The 13,707-nt window shown below is 69.3% G+C and carries 16 protein-coding genes; 2 read left to right on the forward strand and 14 right to left on the reverse strand.

The window, feature by feature from the left end; genetic code table 11:
* Positions 1-40: 40 nt before the first annotated feature.
* The 10 genes from lolD to E2169_RS14470 form a co-directional block, all read right to left on the reverse strand.
* On the reverse strand, positions 41-784 hold the full coding sequence (lolD, locus tag E2169_RS09175) for a lipoprotein-releasing ABC transporter ATP-binding protein LolD (RefSeq protein ID WP_132986311.1): 744 nt from the start codon (positions 782-784) through the stop codon (positions 41-43).
* Complete coding sequence (locus E2169_RS09180; protein ID WP_132986312.1) at positions 777-2,018, reverse strand: lipoprotein-releasing ABC transporter permease subunit; 1,242 nt, start codon at positions 2,016-2,018, stop codon at positions 777-779. Before E2169_RS09180 ends, lolD begins: the two co-directional genes overlap by 8 nt.
* A 24-nt stretch (positions 2,019-2,042) precedes the next feature.
* Positions 2,043-2,495 (reverse strand): hypothetical protein, encoded by a 453-nt coding sequence (locus tag E2169_RS09185; RefSeq protein WP_132986313.1) that lies wholly within the window; start codon positions 2,493-2,495, stop codon positions 2,043-2,045.
* Positions 2,443-2,700, reverse strand: a complete 258-nt coding sequence (locus E2169_RS09190; RefSeq protein WP_132986314.1) for an FAD assembly factor SdhE — start codon at positions 2,698-2,700, stop codon at positions 2,443-2,445. Before E2169_RS09190 ends, E2169_RS09185 begins: the two co-directional genes overlap by 53 nt.
* A complete protein-coding gene (locus E2169_RS09195) occupies positions 2,697-3,116 on the reverse strand; it encodes an MAPEG family protein (RefSeq protein WP_132986315.1) in 420 nt (139 codons plus the stop codon). The genes E2169_RS09190 and E2169_RS09195 overlap by 4 nt, the downstream gene beginning before the upstream one ends.
* Positions 3,117-3,169: 53 nt before the next feature.
* The gene (locus tag E2169_RS09200; RefSeq protein ID WP_132986316.1) at positions 3,170-3,955 is read right to left on the reverse strand and encodes a succinate dehydrogenase iron-sulfur subunit; all 786 of its coding nucleotides are present in this window, start codon (positions 3,953-3,955) and stop codon (positions 3,170-3,172) included.
* A 13-nt stretch (positions 3,956-3,968) separates the two neighbouring features.
* Complete coding sequence (sdhA, locus tag E2169_RS09205) at positions 3,969-5,759, reverse strand: succinate dehydrogenase flavoprotein subunit (protein ID WP_132986317.1); 1,791 nt, start codon at positions 5,757-5,759, stop codon at positions 3,969-3,971.
* 13 nt (positions 5,760-5,772) lie between these two features.
* The gene (gene sdhD / locus E2169_RS09210) at positions 5,773-6,174 is read right to left on the reverse strand and encodes a succinate dehydrogenase, hydrophobic membrane anchor protein (RefSeq protein ID WP_132986318.1); all 402 of its coding nucleotides are present in this window, start codon (positions 6,172-6,174) and stop codon (positions 5,773-5,775) included.
* Positions 6,171-6,560 (reverse strand): succinate dehydrogenase, cytochrome b556 subunit, encoded by a 390-nt coding sequence (gene sdhC / locus E2169_RS09215; RefSeq protein ID WP_132986319.1) that lies wholly within the window; start codon positions 6,558-6,560, stop codon positions 6,171-6,173. Before sdhC ends, sdhD begins: the two co-directional genes overlap by 4 nt.
* Positions 6,561-6,642: 82 nt before the next feature.
* Positions 6,643-6,933, reverse strand: a complete 291-nt coding sequence (locus E2169_RS14470) for a DUF1674 domain-containing protein (protein WP_243707994.1) — start codon at positions 6,931-6,933, stop codon at positions 6,643-6,645.
* Between E2169_RS14470 and ygfZ the strand changes: the two genes are divergently transcribed.
* Both ygfZ and E2169_RS09230 read left to right on the forward strand, forming a co-directional pair.
* Positions 6,840-7,730 (forward strand): CAF17-like 4Fe-4S cluster assembly/insertion protein YgfZ, encoded by an 891-nt coding sequence (gene ygfZ, locus E2169_RS09225; protein WP_229659139.1) that lies wholly within the window; start codon positions 6,840-6,842, stop codon positions 7,728-7,730. The two genes, E2169_RS14470 and ygfZ, sit on opposite strands and share 94 nt — an antisense overlap.
* A gap of 161 nt (positions 7,731-7,891) precedes the next feature.
* A complete protein-coding gene (locus tag E2169_RS09230; protein ID WP_165942383.1) occupies positions 7,892-8,386 on the forward strand; it encodes an OmpA family protein in 495 nt (164 codons plus the stop codon).
* Positions 8,387-8,470: 84 nt separating this feature from the next.
* Here E2169_RS09230 and E2169_RS09235 read toward each other — a convergent pair whose 3' ends face one another.
* From E2169_RS09235 to E2169_RS09250, 4 genes are all read right to left on the reverse strand, one after another.
* Positions 8,471-10,714 carry a thiamine pyrophosphate-dependent enzyme gene (locus tag E2169_RS09235; RefSeq protein ID WP_425480546.1) on the reverse strand — a complete coding sequence of 748 codons (2,244 nt, stop codon included), beginning with the start codon at positions 10,712-10,714 and terminating at the stop codon, positions 8,471-8,473.
* Positions 10,715-10,820: 106 nt separating this feature from the next.
* The gene (locus E2169_RS09240) at positions 10,821-11,381 is read right to left on the reverse strand and encodes a GNAT family N-acetyltransferase (RefSeq protein WP_132986323.1); all 561 of its coding nucleotides are present in this window, start codon (positions 11,379-11,381) and stop codon (positions 10,821-10,823) included.
* Between the two features lie 54 nt (positions 11,382-11,435).
* A complete protein-coding gene (locus E2169_RS09245) occupies positions 11,436-12,605 on the reverse strand; it encodes an acyl-CoA dehydrogenase family protein (RefSeq protein WP_132986324.1) in 1,170 nt (389 codons plus the stop codon).
* 174 nt (positions 12,606-12,779) lie between these two features.
* Positions 12,780-13,577, reverse strand: coding sequence for a glycine zipper 2TM domain-containing protein (locus E2169_RS09250; protein ID WP_132986325.1), 798 nt, complete (start codon positions 13,575-13,577; stop codon positions 12,780-12,782).
* Between the last annotated feature and the right edge of the window lie 130 nt (positions 13,578-13,707).

Below are 13,707 nucleotides of genomic sequence, written 5' to 3' on the forward strand. Positions count from 1 at the left end.
GCGGGGGAAGAGGGTCGGTTTTGGGAATGTTTTCGGTGGGTCAGGCGGTGGCGGGGGCGATCTCGCGCAGCTTGCCTTCGTGGAGTTCGAGGACGCGGTCCAGGCGGCGGGCCAGGCGGCGGTCATGCGTGACCAGCACCAGGCTGGTGCGCTCGGCGCGGTTGAGCTCGAGCATCAGTTCGAACACGGTGGCGGCCGTTTTCTCGTCGAGGTTGCCGGTGGGTTCGTCGCCCAGCACGCAGGCGGGGCGGTTCACCAGTGCGCGGGCGACGGCGGCGCGCTGGCGTTCGCCGCCGGACAGTTCGCCGGGCTTGTGTTCGAGGCGATGGCCGAGGCCGACGCTTTCCAGCAGGCTGCGCGCGCGCCTGGATGCGTCCGGCACGCCGGCGCCGGACAGCAGCACCGGCAGCATCACGTTCTCCAGCGCGGTGAATTCGGGCAGCAGGTGGTGGAACTGGTAGACGAAGCCCAGCGCGCGGTTGCGCAGGCGGCCGCGTTCGGCGTCCGACAGCGAGCCCATGCGCTGGCCGGCGACGAACACCTCGCCCGCAGTGGGCGTATCCAGCCCGCCGAGAAGATGCAGCAGCGTGCTCTTGCCCGCACCCGATGCGCCGAGGATGGCGACCGTTTCGCCCGCCAGCACGCTGAGGTCCAGGCCGTCGAACACCGGCGTGCGCATCCCGCCTTCGGCATAGGTCTTGCCCAGGCCCACGGCACCCACGACTTCGTCGGGTACGCGCCCCGTCACCTGCCCGACTTCGCCGTCAGCGATCTGCTCACTCATAGCGCAGCGCCTCCGCCGGGGCCGTGCGCGCCGCGCGGCGCGCCGGGTAGATGGTGGCCAGGAAGGCCATGGCCAGCGCCACCGCGGCGATGATGGCGATGTCCTGGCCGCTGAGCTCGGTCGGCAGCCCGGTGATGTAGTAGACGTCGGCCGGCATCAGCTCGGCGCCGGTCACCGCTTCGATCACGCGCAGGATGCGCTCCAGGTTCAGCGTCAGCACAAGGCCGCCGACCACCCCAAGCACGGTGCCGAACAGGCCGATCAACGAGCCCTGCACCATGAACACCTGCATCACGCCCCGCGGCGTCAGCCCCAGGGTGCGCAGGATCGCGATGTCGGACTGCTTGTCGGTGACCAGCATCACCTGCGAGGACACCAGGTTGAACGCGCCCATGGCGATGATCAGCGACAGCAGGATCGCGATCATGGTCTTTTCGAGCTTCAGCGCCCGGAACAGGTGCGCGTTCTCCCGTGTCCAGTCGCTGACCATGTACGGACCCTCCAGCGCCAGCGCGAGCTCGCGCGCCACGGTGTAGGCCTGGTCCATGTCGTGCATCTGCAGGCGCACGCCGGTCACGCCCTCGCCCATGCGCAGCAGGCGCTGCAGGTCCTGGATGTTGACCACCGCCAGGCCCCTGTCGAACTCCTGGTAGCCGGCCTCGAAGATGCCGCTGACGGTGAAGCGCTTGAGCTGCGGCACCGCGCCCATCGGCGTGGCCTGGAAGTCGGTGGTGGCGACCACGCTGTCGCCCACGCGCACGCCCAGCCACAGCGCCAGCTCGCGGCCAAGCACCATGTTGTAGCTGCGTGGGCTGAGCGTATCGAGACTGCCCTCGACCATGCGCTCGCCGAGGATGGACACCTTGGCTTCGTCGGCGGGCACGATGCCGCGGACCATGGCCGGCTCGCGGCGCTTGCCCGACAGCAGCGCTTCGGTGGCGATGTAGGCGGCGGCGCCGGCCACCCGCGGGTCGCGACCGGCGACGTCGATCGCCTGCTGCCAGTTCTGCATCGGCTCGCCGTGGGCGCTGACCGTGGCGTGCTGCGTCATCTGCAGCATGCGGTCGCGGATCTCGCGCTGGAAGCCGCTCATCACCGCCAGCGTGGTGATCAGCGCGGTCACGCCGATGGCGATGCCGAGGATGGAGGCCAGCGAGATGAAGGAGATGAAGCCGTTGCGGCGCTTGGCGCGCAGGTAGCGCAGGCCGATGGCGACTGGGAGTGGTTTGAACATCGGGTCTCGCCGGCTCGAAGGCCGCTATGGTGCCACCGATGGCCCCGCGAGCGCAGCGGGCAACCTGTCGACGGCCAGCCTCAGTTCACGCCGCCAGCGCGGCGGCAGGGTGTCCGGCCACCAGACGAGCCGGTCGCGGCGGCCGTCCGGGTCGTGCCAGGCGAGGAAGGCCAGCGGGCCGCGCCACTGCAGCTGCACGCCGGACGCCTCGATATCGTCGACCAGCAGGCGGCCGTCCGCGGTGAACAGCAGGCTGCGCGGGGCGCGACGCCGTTCGCGCAGCGCCAGGTGCATGCCCTGCACCAGGGCGGCCGCCGCCAGCAGCCAGGCCGCGGCGACCGGCAGCTCGCTGGCCAGCACCGCGATGGGGGCCAGGAGCGCCAGCGACAGCAGCGCGGCCGTCAGGCAGCGCGAGGGGCGCCAGTCAATGCGGCAGGGCGCGGATGCGCTCGACCAGGGCCTGGAGCCCGGCGTCATCGGAGGTGTCGTGGCCGAGGAACCATTTCCACAGCCTATCGTCCTCGCTGTCGAGCAGCCGCAGGAATGCGTCGCGTTCGGCCGTCGGGGAACCCCGCCATTCGCGCTCCAGCCAGCGCTCGAGCAGCTGGTCGAGCTCGCGCATGCCGCGGCGGCAGCGCCAGCGCAGGCGGCGGAACTCGGCCTCGTCGTCGTGCACGCTCATACGATGAAGAGGTACCAGGCCAGGCGCACCCAGAGCAGCGCGAGCACCAGGACCCCGGCGATGAAGACCGGGAAGCGGTGCATGACCTTGTTGTAGCCGCACTGGATCACGCTGTGCGCGAGGCGCAACGCGACGAAGCCCCAGGCCAGGCCCAGCACCCAGGGGTCCTGCACCCGGGCGGCCAGCGCCACCGCAACGGCGAAGTAGAACAGCACCGGCAGCTCGAACAGGTTGCGGTAGTTGTCCGAGGCGCGGGTATCGGTGAGCCGCTGCGCGATCTGCGCCGACAGCGCCACCGACTGCGGATGGATGCGCTCGCGCTTCATGGTGCCCACGCGCCGGCGGTACATCAGCACCGCCACCGCGAACGTCAGCGCAACCAGCGCCACGCCCGGCCACAGGATCGGATTGGCCATCGACTTTCTCTCCCCGGAAACGATCGCGCCGGCGGGTGCCGGCGCGGTGTGGGTCAGACCTGGCGTTCCAGCATCAACTGCTTGATCGCGCCGATCGCCTTGGCGGGGTTCAGTCCCTTCGGGCAGGTCCGCGTGCAGTTCATGATGGTGTGGCAGCGGTAGAGCTTGAACGGATCCTCGAGATCGTCCAGGCGCGCGCCGGTGTCCTCGTCGCGCGAGTCGACGATCCAGCGGTAGGCCTGGAGCAGGATCGCCGGGCCCAGGTAGCGGTCGCCGTTCCACCAGTAGCTCGGGCAGGCGGTGCTGCAGCAGGCGCAGAGGATGCACTCGTACAGGCCGTCGAGCTTGGCGCGGTCTTCCTTCGACTGCAGGCGCTCGCGGTCCGGCGGCGGCGCGCTCTGGGTGCGGATCCAGGGCTGGATCGACGCGTACTGCGCGTAGAAGTGGGTCAGGTCCGGGACCAGGTCCTTGACCACCTCCATGTGCGGCAGCGGGTAGATCGGCACTTCGCCCTTGCCGCAGTCCTCGATGGCCTTGGTGCACGCCAGCGTGTTGGTGCCGTCGATATTCATCGCGCACGAACCGCAGATGCCCTCGCGGCACGACCGGCGGAAGGTCAGCGTGGGGTCGACCTCGTTCTTGATCTTGATCAGCGCGTCGAGAACCATCGGACCGCACTTGTCGAGGTCGACCTCGTAGGTGTCGGTGCGCGGGTTCTCGTTGTCGTCGGGGCTCCAGCGGTAGACCTTGAACTCGCGCACGCGGGTCGAGCCCGCCGGCGCGGCGAAGTGCCTGCCCTTGTGGACCTTGGAGTTCCTGGGGAGTGAGAATTCGGCCATCTGCTTATCGATCCTAGTAGACGCGCGCAACGGGTGGGACGACTTCGACCTCGTCGTCGAGCGTGTACATGTGCACCGGGCGGTAGTCGATGCGGGTGCCGCCGTCCGGGTCGACCCAGGTCAGCGAGTGCTTCTGCCATTCGGCGTCGTTGCGATCCGGGAAGTCCTCGCGGGCGTGGGCGCCGCGCGACTCCTTGCGGTTCTCGGCGGCGACGATCGTGGCCAGCGACAGGCCCAGCAGGTTCTGCAGCTCGAAGGTCTCGATCAGGTCCGAGTTCCAGACCAGCGAACGGTCGCTGACCTTGACGTCGGCGAAGGAGGCGTTGATCTCGCGGATCTTCTCGACGCCCTCGGCCAGGGTGCTGCCGGTGCGGAACACCGCGGCGTCGGCCTGCATGGTGCGCTGCATGTTGTCGCGGATGACCGCCGTCGGCGTGTCGCCGTTGGCGTGGCGCAGCTTGTCGAGGTTGGACAGCGAGGCATCGCAGGCATCGCCGGCGAGCTTCTTGTGCGGCATGCCGGGCTTGATGGTCTCGGCGCAGCGGTTGGCCACCGCGCGGCCGAACACCACCAGGTCCAGCAGCGAGTTCGAGCCCAGGCGGTTGGCACCATGCACCGATACGCAGGCGGCCTCGCCGATGGCGTACAGGCCGGGAACCACGGAATCCGGGTTGCCGTCGCGCAGCTGCACCACTTCGCCGTGGTAGTTGGTCGGCACGCCGCCCATGTTGTAGTGCACGGTGGGGATGACCGGGATCGGCTGCTTCTCGACGTCGACGCCGGCGAAGATCCGCGCGCTCTCGGCGATGCCGGGGAGCTTCTCGTGGATGTCGGCGGGGTCGAGGTGGGTCAGGTCGAGGTGGATGTGGTCCTTGTGCTCGCCGACGCCGCGGCCTTCCCGGATCTCGATGGTCATCGAGCGGCTGACGACGTCGCGCGAGGCGAGGTCCTTGGCGTTGGGCGCATAGCGCTCCATGAAGCGCTCGCCCTGCGCGTTGCGCAGGATGCCGCCTTCGCCGCGCACGCCCTCGGTGATCAGGCAGCCGGCGCCGTAGATGCCGGTGGGATGGAACTGCACGAACTCCATGTCCTGCAGGCCCAGGCCGGCGCGCAGGGCCATGCCGCCGCCATCACCGGTGCAGGTGTGGGCGGAGGTGGCGGAGAAGTAGGCGCGGCCGTAGCCGCCGGTCGCCAGCACCGTGCCCTGGGCGCGGAACAGGTGCAGCGTGCCCTCGGCCATGTCGATGGCGAGCACGCCGCGACAGACGCCCTCGTCGTCCATGATCAGGTCGAGCGCGAAGTATTCGATGAAGAACTCGGCCTGGTGCGCGAGCGACTGCTGGTACAGCGTGTGCAGCATCGCGTGGCCGGTGCGGTCGGCGGCGGCGCAGGTGCGCTGCGCGGTGCCCTTGCCGTAGTGCGTGGTCATGCCGCCGAAGGGACGCTGGTAGATCTTGCCCTCTTCGGTGCGTGAAAACGGCACGCCCTGGTGCTCGAGCTCGATCACCGCCGGGATGGCCTCGCGGCACATGTACTGGATGGCGTCCTGGTCGCCCAGCCAGTCGGAGCCCTTGATGGTGTCGTAGTAGTGGAAGCGCCAGTCGTCCTCGCCCATGTTGCCGAGCGCCGCGGAAATACCGCCCTGCGCCGCAACGGTGTGCGAGCGGGTCGGGAAGACCTTGGTGATGCAGGCGGTGCGCAGGCCCTTGTGGGCGAGGCCGAAGGTGGCGCGGAGGCCGGCGCCGCCGGCTCCCACCACGATCATGTCGTAGTTGTGTTCGGTGATCTTGTAGGCGTTGGTCATTTCAGGCGTCTTCTCAGGCCAGCAGCGCGATGCGGGCGATCGCATACAGCGACGCGAGCGCGCCGAGGACGCAAAGGAGGATGTTGAGCACGAGGAGGGTGATCTCGACGGTGCGGTTGTGGACGTAGTCTTCGATCACCACCTGGATGCCGAGCTTGGCGTGCCAGAACAGGGCGAGCACGAACAGCGTCATCAGGATGGCGTTGTAGGGGCGGGAGAAGACCTCGTACACGCGGCCGAGGTCGGCGCCGACCAGCGACACCAGCGTGCCCACCAGCCACGGCACCAGCAGCGCCAGCACGACGGCGGTGACGCGCTGCCACCAGAAGTGGCCGGTGCCGGACTTGGCCGAACCCAGGCCGCGCGCGCGCGACAGCGGCGTGCGGTAGTCGGGACTTGCCTTGGCTTCGTTCATGCCGCACCTCCCAGTGCCACGAACCAGATCAGCGCGGTGAACACCACGGTGAGCGCGAACACGATGTAGCCGGAGCGGTAGAGCTCGGGGATCTCGAAGCCCCAACCGACATCCCACAGCAGGTGGCGAATGCCGTTGAGCAGGTGGTAGACCAGCGCCAGCGAGAAGCCGAAGAGCGCGATCCTGCCCAGCGGCGAGGCCAGGCAGGCGGCGGCGGATGCATAGGCATCACCGCCGGCGGCGACGGCAAGCAGCCACCACGCGAGACCGAACGCGCCCACGACCAGGGCGATGCCCGTGGCGCGGTGCAGGATGGACGTGAGCATGGTGATCTGCCAGCGGTACACCTGGAGGTGTGGCGACAGGGGGCGGTTGGGGTGGGTCATCGCGGCAGGCATCTCTCGCTGGGCGGCCGTGGGCCGCGTTGGCTTCATTGACAGGTGTTGGCTGCGTACCGCAGCGGGTGCATCAGAAATCGATGCAGCGTCCGTTCTTCTCCCAGTCGCCGTAGCGCGTCGGATCGGGACCGTCCCGCCCGCCGAATTCGGGCGCTGGCAGTGGCGTCACCGGTTTGGCCGGGGATGTCTCCGGGGCCGTGTCGGTCGGCGTTTCGCCTATGATTGCGGGATCTGGCACGAGCCGAAGTTTACGTCCCGGAGCACAGTTTGGACAAGCCAACGGCCGACAAGGCCCAGTTTTTCGCCCTCTCCGACCACGCCCTGCTTGCGCTCGAGGGTCGCGATGCGATCGCTTTCGCACAGGCGCAGTGCATGAGCGACCTCGCCACGCTCGCCGATGGCCAGTGGCAGTGGAGCGGCTGGCTGTCGCCGAAGGGCCGCGTGCAGGCGCTGTTCGCACTGCTGCGCGTGGGACCGGAAACGCTCTGGCTGCTGTTGCCCGACGGTGATGCCGCAGCGCTGAAGGCGGCCCTGGAACGGTTTGTGTTCCGCAGCAAGGTGAAGCTGCGGGTGCCTGAAGATGCCGCGGTGTGCGGATCCTTCGCGGCGCCCGCCGAGGCATCCGGCGCGACCACGTCCACCGACGCGAAGGGCCGGGTCGAACTCGACTTCGGCGACGGCAGGCAGCCGCGCACGCTGCGTATCTGCAGCGGCTGCACCGCCCCGACCGATGCCGACGCCCTCGCCCGCTGGCGTGCGTACGACCTCGCGCACGGCCTTCCGCGGCCGGGAAGCGCGACGCTTGAGGCCTTTACCCCGCAGCAGCTGTCGCTCGACCGCCTGCAGGCCTACAGCGTGCGCAAGGGCTGCTATCCGGGGCAGGAGATCGTCGCCCGCACCCATTTCCTTGGCCAGGCCAAGCGCGGCCTGGCGCTGTTCGGCTGCGACGACGTGCCGGCGTCCGGCACCCAGGTCATGGAGGGCGAGCGTGCGATCGGCACGGTGGTGGCCGGGGCCGCCGCCGCGGGTGAGTCCGGGTCCCACCCTGCCCTGGCACTCGCCGTCCTGCCCCTGGAGCGGGCGGACGACGCCCCCGCACTACGGATCGAGGAGGCAGCCCTGACGCCCGTGCCGCTCCTGGACGGACTGGCCCGCTGACCCTTCGGCCATCGCGGGCGTCCCGCCCGATGCCGATGGAACCCCGAAAACGCGACCGCGGTTGCAGCACGGACACATTCCTTGGCTATGCTCGGCCCAGGGGATCCGGAGGGGACGCCGGGCATCGGGCCAGGCGCCGCTGCAACGCAAGGGGAAATCCAATGTATCGCCAGTCGAAGCCGATCCTGGCCGCGTTCGCGGCCGCCTGCCTGGTCGCGGCCTGTGCCACTGCACCTGCACCCGAACCCGCACCTGCATCGGTCCCGCCACCGTCGGCCTCGTTCAACCACACGCTGTCGGGCGACGCGCTGTTCGCCTTCGGCAAGGCCAGCGTCGACAACCTGAGCGACGCGGGGCGCGCCGAACTCGATGCGCTCGCCGAGCGCGTGCTCTCCACCCCGGACATCGAGGCCATCCGAGTGATCGGCCACAGCGACCGCATCGGCAAGGACGCGGCCAACGTCGAGCTCTCGCGCAAGCGGGCAGCCGCGGTGCGCGACTACCTGGTCGCCGCCGGAGTTTCCGCCGGGCAGATCACCGCCGTCGGTCGCGGCAGCGTCGAGCCGGTCGCTGCATGCGAAGGCGAACGCAACCAGGCGCTGATCGATTGCCTGGCTCCGAATCGTCGGGTCGAAGTGAGGGTGCAAGCGCTTTAGCGCTGGTGGGTCGCCGGGTGCGGAGGGCGTGCGGATCCGCGGCGCCCACGGAGCACCATCAGCCCGCCACTCCGCGGTGCGCCCTCAGTTTGCGGCCAGACGATCCGCGGCGGCCACGATCTCTTCTTCCGACGGAATCGCCAGGAACGCTGCGCCAGCCAGCGGGGTGAAGGTGTCGGCGCCGGTCACGCGAAGCAGTGGCGTCGTGCCGAAACCGCCTTCCGTCAAGGCGGTGATGACGCCCTCGCCCACGCCGGCGCTGCGGCGGCCTTCGTCGACGACCAGGATGTGCTTTGCGCCCGCCGCCTGTGCGCGGATGAAGTCCTCGTTGAGCGGCACCAGCCAGCGCAGGTCGAGCACGCGGACCTTCCAGCCATGCTTCGCCTCGATGGCCCGCGCTGCGCGCAGGCTCATCGGCACGCCGTTGCCGTAGGTGAACACCACCAGGTCGTCGTGGCCTTCGCCGTAGACGCGGCCTTCGCCCAGCTGCATGGCTTCGCCTGGCGCCGGGAATGTCGTCTGCCAGCCGCCATCGCCCGCTTCGTACAGGTCCTTGGCCATGTACAGCGCGATCGGCTCGAGGAAGGCGCAGACGCGGCCGTCGACCTTCGCCAGCGCCATCAGGGTGCGCAGCATCGTGACCGCGTCGTCGCCGCGGCTGGGGCAGCCGACCACGAGGCCCGGGATGTCGCGCAGCGCGGTGATCGAGTTGTCGTTATGGAAGTGGCCGCCGAAACCGCGCTGGTAGCCCAGCGATGCGATGCGCATCACCATCGGGTTGCGGTACTGCCCGTTGGAGAAGAACTGCAGGCTGGCCGCTTCGCCGCGGATCTGGTCGCAGGCGTTGTGGAAATAGGCCAGGTACTGGATCTCCGGCAGCGGCAGCAGGCCCATGTTGGCGTAGCCCTGGGCCAGGCCGAGGATCACGGTCTCGTCGAGCAGGGTGTTGAACACGCGGCGCGCGCCGAAGGCTTTCTGCAGCCCCTTGGTGACGGTGTATACGCCGCCCTTCTGGGCTACGTCCTCGCCGAACAGCAGCGCTTCGGGATACTTCGCGAACAGGTCGTGCAGGGCCTGGTTGATCTGGATGGCGAGGTGCCTGGGCGGCTGGTTTTCCGGCAGCTTCGCTTCGCTGCCGAATACTTCAAGGCGGCGCTCGGCGTAGTCGGTGCGCGCGGCTTCGGCCTGCACCGCGGCGGGCGTGTACGGCGCCAGCGGCGCCATGACGTCTTCCAGGCTGTCCAGCCGCGGGCGGCGGTCGGCGTCTTCGGCGGCGGCAAAGCACCTGGCGCGCGTGGCTTCGTACAGGTCGAGGATGTCGTCCTTCGACATCAGTCCCGACTCGAGCGCGATCGCCGCCGAACGCAGCAGCGGATCGGTGGCCTCGACCGCGCACAGTTCTTCGAGCGAGCGCCATTCGATCTCGAAGTCGGTGCCGGCATGTCCCATGATCCGGGTGGTGCGCAGGTGCAGGAAGGTCGGGCGGCGACTGCGGCGGCAGTGTTCGACCGCGCGCTGCACGTCGCCATAGCCCTTGGCGAGGTCGAGGCCGTCGGCCGCGAAGTAGTCCAGGTCCGAGCGGTGCGCGAAGTTGCGCGCGATCCAGCCATCGGGCGTCTTCACCGAGATGCCGATGCCGTTGTCCTCGCAGACGAACAGCACCGGGGCGGGCAGCTTCTGGTAGGCGGTCCACGCGGCGACGTTGAAGGCGGTCTGCGCGGTGGCGTGGTTGCTCGAGGCATCGCCGAAGGAGCAGATGGCGATGCTGTCGGCGGGGATGGGCAGCGGGTGCCCGATGCGCCGCGCCTGCTCGATCGCGACCGCGGTGCCGAAGGCCTTGGGCAGGTGCGAGGCGATGGTGGACGTCTGCGGCAGCACCCACAGCGGCTTGCTGCCCCAGACCTTGTGGCGGCCGCCGGAGGCCGGGTCGTCCTTGCTGGCCGCGAACGACAGCGCGGAATCCATCACCGGGTCCATGCCGGGCAACTTGCGGAACCGCTCGGCCATGAAACCACCGGAACGGTAATGCAGGAACGCCGGATCGGTATGGCGCGTCAGCCGCGCCACCATCGTGTTGCCCTCGTGGCCGCTGGAACCGATGGTGTAGAAGACCTTGTTCTGCACCCGCAGGACGCGTGCCATCAGATCGAGGTGGCGGCTGATCAGCTGCGACTCGAACAGCTCGCGAAAGCCGCGGGCGTCGAGCGCGCTGCCGGGCAGGATGGCGTCGTCGGCGGCCGGCGCGCGGCCGGCGCCACCGCCGTCCCATGCGCGTATGAATTCGCTGAAATTGACGTCGCAGATCTCGGCGCGGTTGAGGCCGCGCATCCGCGCGGGGATGGGTGTTGGAACCGTAGTGCTTGCCATGCGGGTGCGATGCTCCGACCGGGCTACCGGGAAGTCGAAAGGGGGATGTGGACGACGCCGCGACACCTCAGCACGGCGCCTGCGGCTCCCGGCGGCGCGCCAGCCAGCGTTCGCGCGTCTGGCCCCAGACGTCGACCGCCTCATCCTCAAAGGGTGGCGGCAGCCTTCCAGGCCCGAGCAGGGTCGAGCCCAGCCCTTGGGCGACCCGCTGCGAGGCGGTGTTCTGCGGCGCGATGCAGTGGATGAAGTCGTCCCAGCCAAGGTTGGCCAGCGCCCAGTCGATGGTCGCCGGCACGGCCTCGCTCACATACCCCTTGTGCCAGGCGTCGGGGTGGAGCGAATAGCCGATCTCGTTGCCCGGCCAGCCTTCGGGCTTCCATGGGCCCGCCTGGCCAAGCCAGCGGCCGCTGCCCCTGTCGATGATCGAGAACATGCCGAAGCCCTGCAGCATCCATGCACCCGGCTGCTGCAGGAACTTGCGCCACGCCGCGGTGCGCGGCTGGTGGCCGCCGATGTGCCGCGCCGCCTCTTCATCGGCCTGCAGTTCGGCGAAGCGCTCGAAATCACCGATCTCCGGCAGGCGCAGGAGCAGGCGTTCGGTTTCAATGCGGGGGCCGGCCAGGGACATCGGGATGCACCTCGATCTCGTGAAACGCGGGCCGCACACGCGGCCGGTGGAGTATCAGCCGCCGAAGGCGTTGATGCCGGTCAGCTCGCGGCCCACCACCAGCTGGTGCACGGTTTCGGTGCCTTCATAGGTGATCACCGATTCCAGGTTCAGCGCGTGGCGGATCGGACAATGCTCGGTGGTGATGCCGGCGCCGCCGAGCAGGTCGCGCGCCTCGCGGGCGATGTCGATGGCCATGCGACAGTTGTTCCACTTCGCCAGCGACACCTGCGTCGGCTGCATCTTGCCGGCGTCCTTCAGGCGACCGAGCTGCAGGCTCAGCAGCTGCGCGCCGGTGATGCGGCGCGCCCAGTCGGCCATCTTGATCTGTGCGCTCTGGGTCGCCGCCACCGGGCGGCCGAACAGGATGCGCTCCTTCGAATACTCCAGGGCTTCGTCCAGGCAGGCGATCGCCGCGCCGATCGGGCCCCAGGTGATGCCGTAGCGCGCCTGCGTCAGGCAGCCCAGCGGACCCTTCAGGCCCTTAACGTTCGGCAGCCGGTTGGCCTCCGGCACGCGCACGCCGTCGAAGAACAGTGCGCTGGTCACCGAAGCGCGCAGGCTCATCTTGTGCTTGATCTCCTGCGCCTTGAAGCCGGCGAAGTCCTTCTCGACCACGAAGCCCTGGATGCCGTCGTCGGTCTGCGCCCAGACGATGGCGATGTCGGCCAGGTTGCCGTTGGTGATCCACATCTTGGAGCCGTTGAGGATCCAGTCGTCGCCGTCGCGCTTGGCATGCGTCTTCATGTTCGCCGGGTCGGAGCCGCCGTGCGCCTCGGTCAGGCCGAAGCAGCCGATCACCTTGCCCGCGGCCATGTCCGGCAGCCAGCGCCGCTTCTGCTCTTCCGTGCCGTAGGCGAAGATCGGGTACATGCACAGCGAGGACTGCACGCTGGCGAAGCTGCGCAGGCCGGAATCGCCGCGCTCGAGCTCCTGGCAGATCAGGCCGTAGCTGACGTAGTTGAGCTCGGACCCGCCGTATTCCGCCGGAAGGGTCGCACCGAGCAGGCCGAGGCCGGCGATCTCGGGGATCAGTTCCGCGGGGAAGCGGCCTTCGTCGAAGCACTCGCCGATGATCGGCAGCACGCGCTCGTCGGTGAAACGCGCCACCGTATCCTGGACCGCGCGCTCCTCCTCGCTGAGCAGGGAGTGGACGTCGTAGAGATCGTAGGGGTTCAGGGCCATGGAAGCGCTACCGGTGGGCGGGAAGCCCCGCATTGTAGCGACGCCGGATGCCTCCGGGCAGGTCGAACATCGAACATCAAGGCCCCGGAACGGCCACGGCCGCCACCGGGGAACCGGGGCGGCCGTGGGATGCCTGCAGGGCGCCTGCCGGCCAGAGGCCGGCGAACCGCGCGATCAGCCGCGCTGGGTGGCGTCGTCCACCGCGGCGACCTGGGTGACGACCTGGCCGTCGATGACGGGGAGGCGGTCGCCGGGGCGCTCGTCCATGCGGATGCTGCGCTCGACGCCGTCATAGCTGTAGGTGACGTCGTAGCCCACCGTGACCTCGGCGTCGCCCAGGGCGATGCGGTTGCCGGGCTTGCCGTCGGTGCGCATGGTCCCCGTGGTGCCGTCCGGGTTGCGGTAGGTCACGTTGTAGGCGACCACGCGCGAGGACTGCGAGCTGTCCTGGACGGTGTGGCACTGGCGATCCACGCGCTCGACCACGCGGCCGCCGACGTGGCGACGGTCGACCTCGCGACCGGCGAACCCGCCGCCAACCGCACCCGCCACGGTGGCGAGCTTGCGGCCGCTGCCGCTGCCAACCTGGTTGCCGACGAGGCCGCCGATGACCGCGCCGGCCACGGTGCCGCCGACGTTGCCGTCGCGCTCGGGCAGGCGCTCCTGCACCACGACGTCGTTGCAGACTTCGCGCGGCGCACTGGTGGTGGTGGTCTCGCGGATGGCCTCGCTGCCGATCACCGTCGCGTACTGCGCCTCGCGCTCGGTAATCGGCTCGATGGCCAGCACGCTGGCGTACTCGAGGCGACCGTCGGCGGGAATTGCGGCATCGTCGGCAAAGCCGAGCGTGTCACTGCCGGCGATGGCGACATCGGTACGCGGCGCGTCGTCGCGGTTGCCCTGGAACGCGGCGACCGCGACGCCTCCAACCAGCAGCGAGGCAAGGGCGATGGCAAGCGTGTTGTTTTTCATGGAAGGCTCCTCGGGGCGAAACGCCTGATTGCTGGGAATGGATCGGGGGCGGAATCGATTCCAACACTTGTCGCCTGAACGCGCCCCGATCAGCGGCCGCGGGACTGAGCGGAACGTGAACCCCGTCCCC

The organism is Luteimonas terricola (genome assembly GCF_004352845.1).
GTDB classification, from domain to species: Bacteria; Pseudomonadota; Gammaproteobacteria; order Xanthomonadales; family Xanthomonadaceae; genus Luteimonas; species Luteimonas terricola.

Bases quoted from the DNA above. Each gene is read 5' to 3' on its own strand.
- E2169_RS09190 (WP_132986314.1), bottom strand. From the start codon at position 2,700: ATGAGCGTGCACGACGACGAGGCCGAGTTCCGCCGCCTGCGCTGGCGC.
- E2169_RS09195 (WP_132986315.1), bottom strand. From the start codon at position 3,116: ATGGCCAATCCGATCCTGTGGCCGGGCGTGGCGCTGGTTGCGCTGACG.
- sdhA (WP_132986317.1), bottom strand. From the start codon at position 5,759: ATGACCAACGCCTACAAGATCACCGAACACAACTACGACATGATCGTG.
- lolD (WP_132986311.1), bottom strand. From the start codon at position 784: ATGAGTGAGCAGATCGCTGACGGCGAAGTCGGGCAGGTGACGGGGCGC.
- sdhD (WP_132986318.1), bottom strand. From the start codon at position 6,174: ATGAACGAAGCCAAGGCAAGTCCCGACTACCGCACGCCGCTGTCGCGC.
- E2169_RS09245 (WP_132986324.1), bottom strand. From the start codon at position 12,605: ATGGCCCTGAACCCCTACGATCTCTACGACGTCCACTCCCTGCTCAGC.
- E2169_RS09185 (WP_132986313.1), bottom strand. From the start codon at position 2,495: ATGACGCCGGGCTCCAGGCCCTGGTCGAGCGCATCCGCGCCCTGCCGC.
- E2169_RS09180 (WP_132986312.1), bottom strand. From the start codon at position 2,018: ATGTTCAAACCACTCCCAGTCGCCATCGGCCTGCGCTACCTGCGCGCC.
- E2169_RS09200 (WP_132986316.1), bottom strand. From the start codon at position 3,955: ATGGCCGAATTCTCACTCCCCAGGAACTCCAAGGTCCACAAGGGCAGG.
- E2169_RS09235 (WP_425480546.1), bottom strand. From the start codon at position 10,714: ATGCGCGGCCTCAACCGCGCCGAGATCTGCGACGTCAATTTCAGCGAA.
- E2169_RS09230 (WP_165942383.1), top strand. From the start codon at position 7,892: ATGTATCGCCAGTCGAAGCCGATCCTGGCCGCGTTCGCGGCCGCCTGC.
- E2169_RS09240 (WP_132986323.1), bottom strand. From the start codon at position 11,381: ATGTCCCTGGCCGGCCCCCGCATTGAAACCGAACGCCTGCTCCTGCGC.
- E2169_RS09250 (WP_132986325.1), bottom strand. From the start codon at position 13,577: ATGAAAAACAACACGCTTGCCATCGCCCTTGCCTCGCTGCTGGTTGGA.
- sdhC (WP_132986319.1), bottom strand. From the start codon at position 6,560: ATGACCCACCCCAACCGCCCCCTGTCGCCACACCTCCAGGTGTACCGC.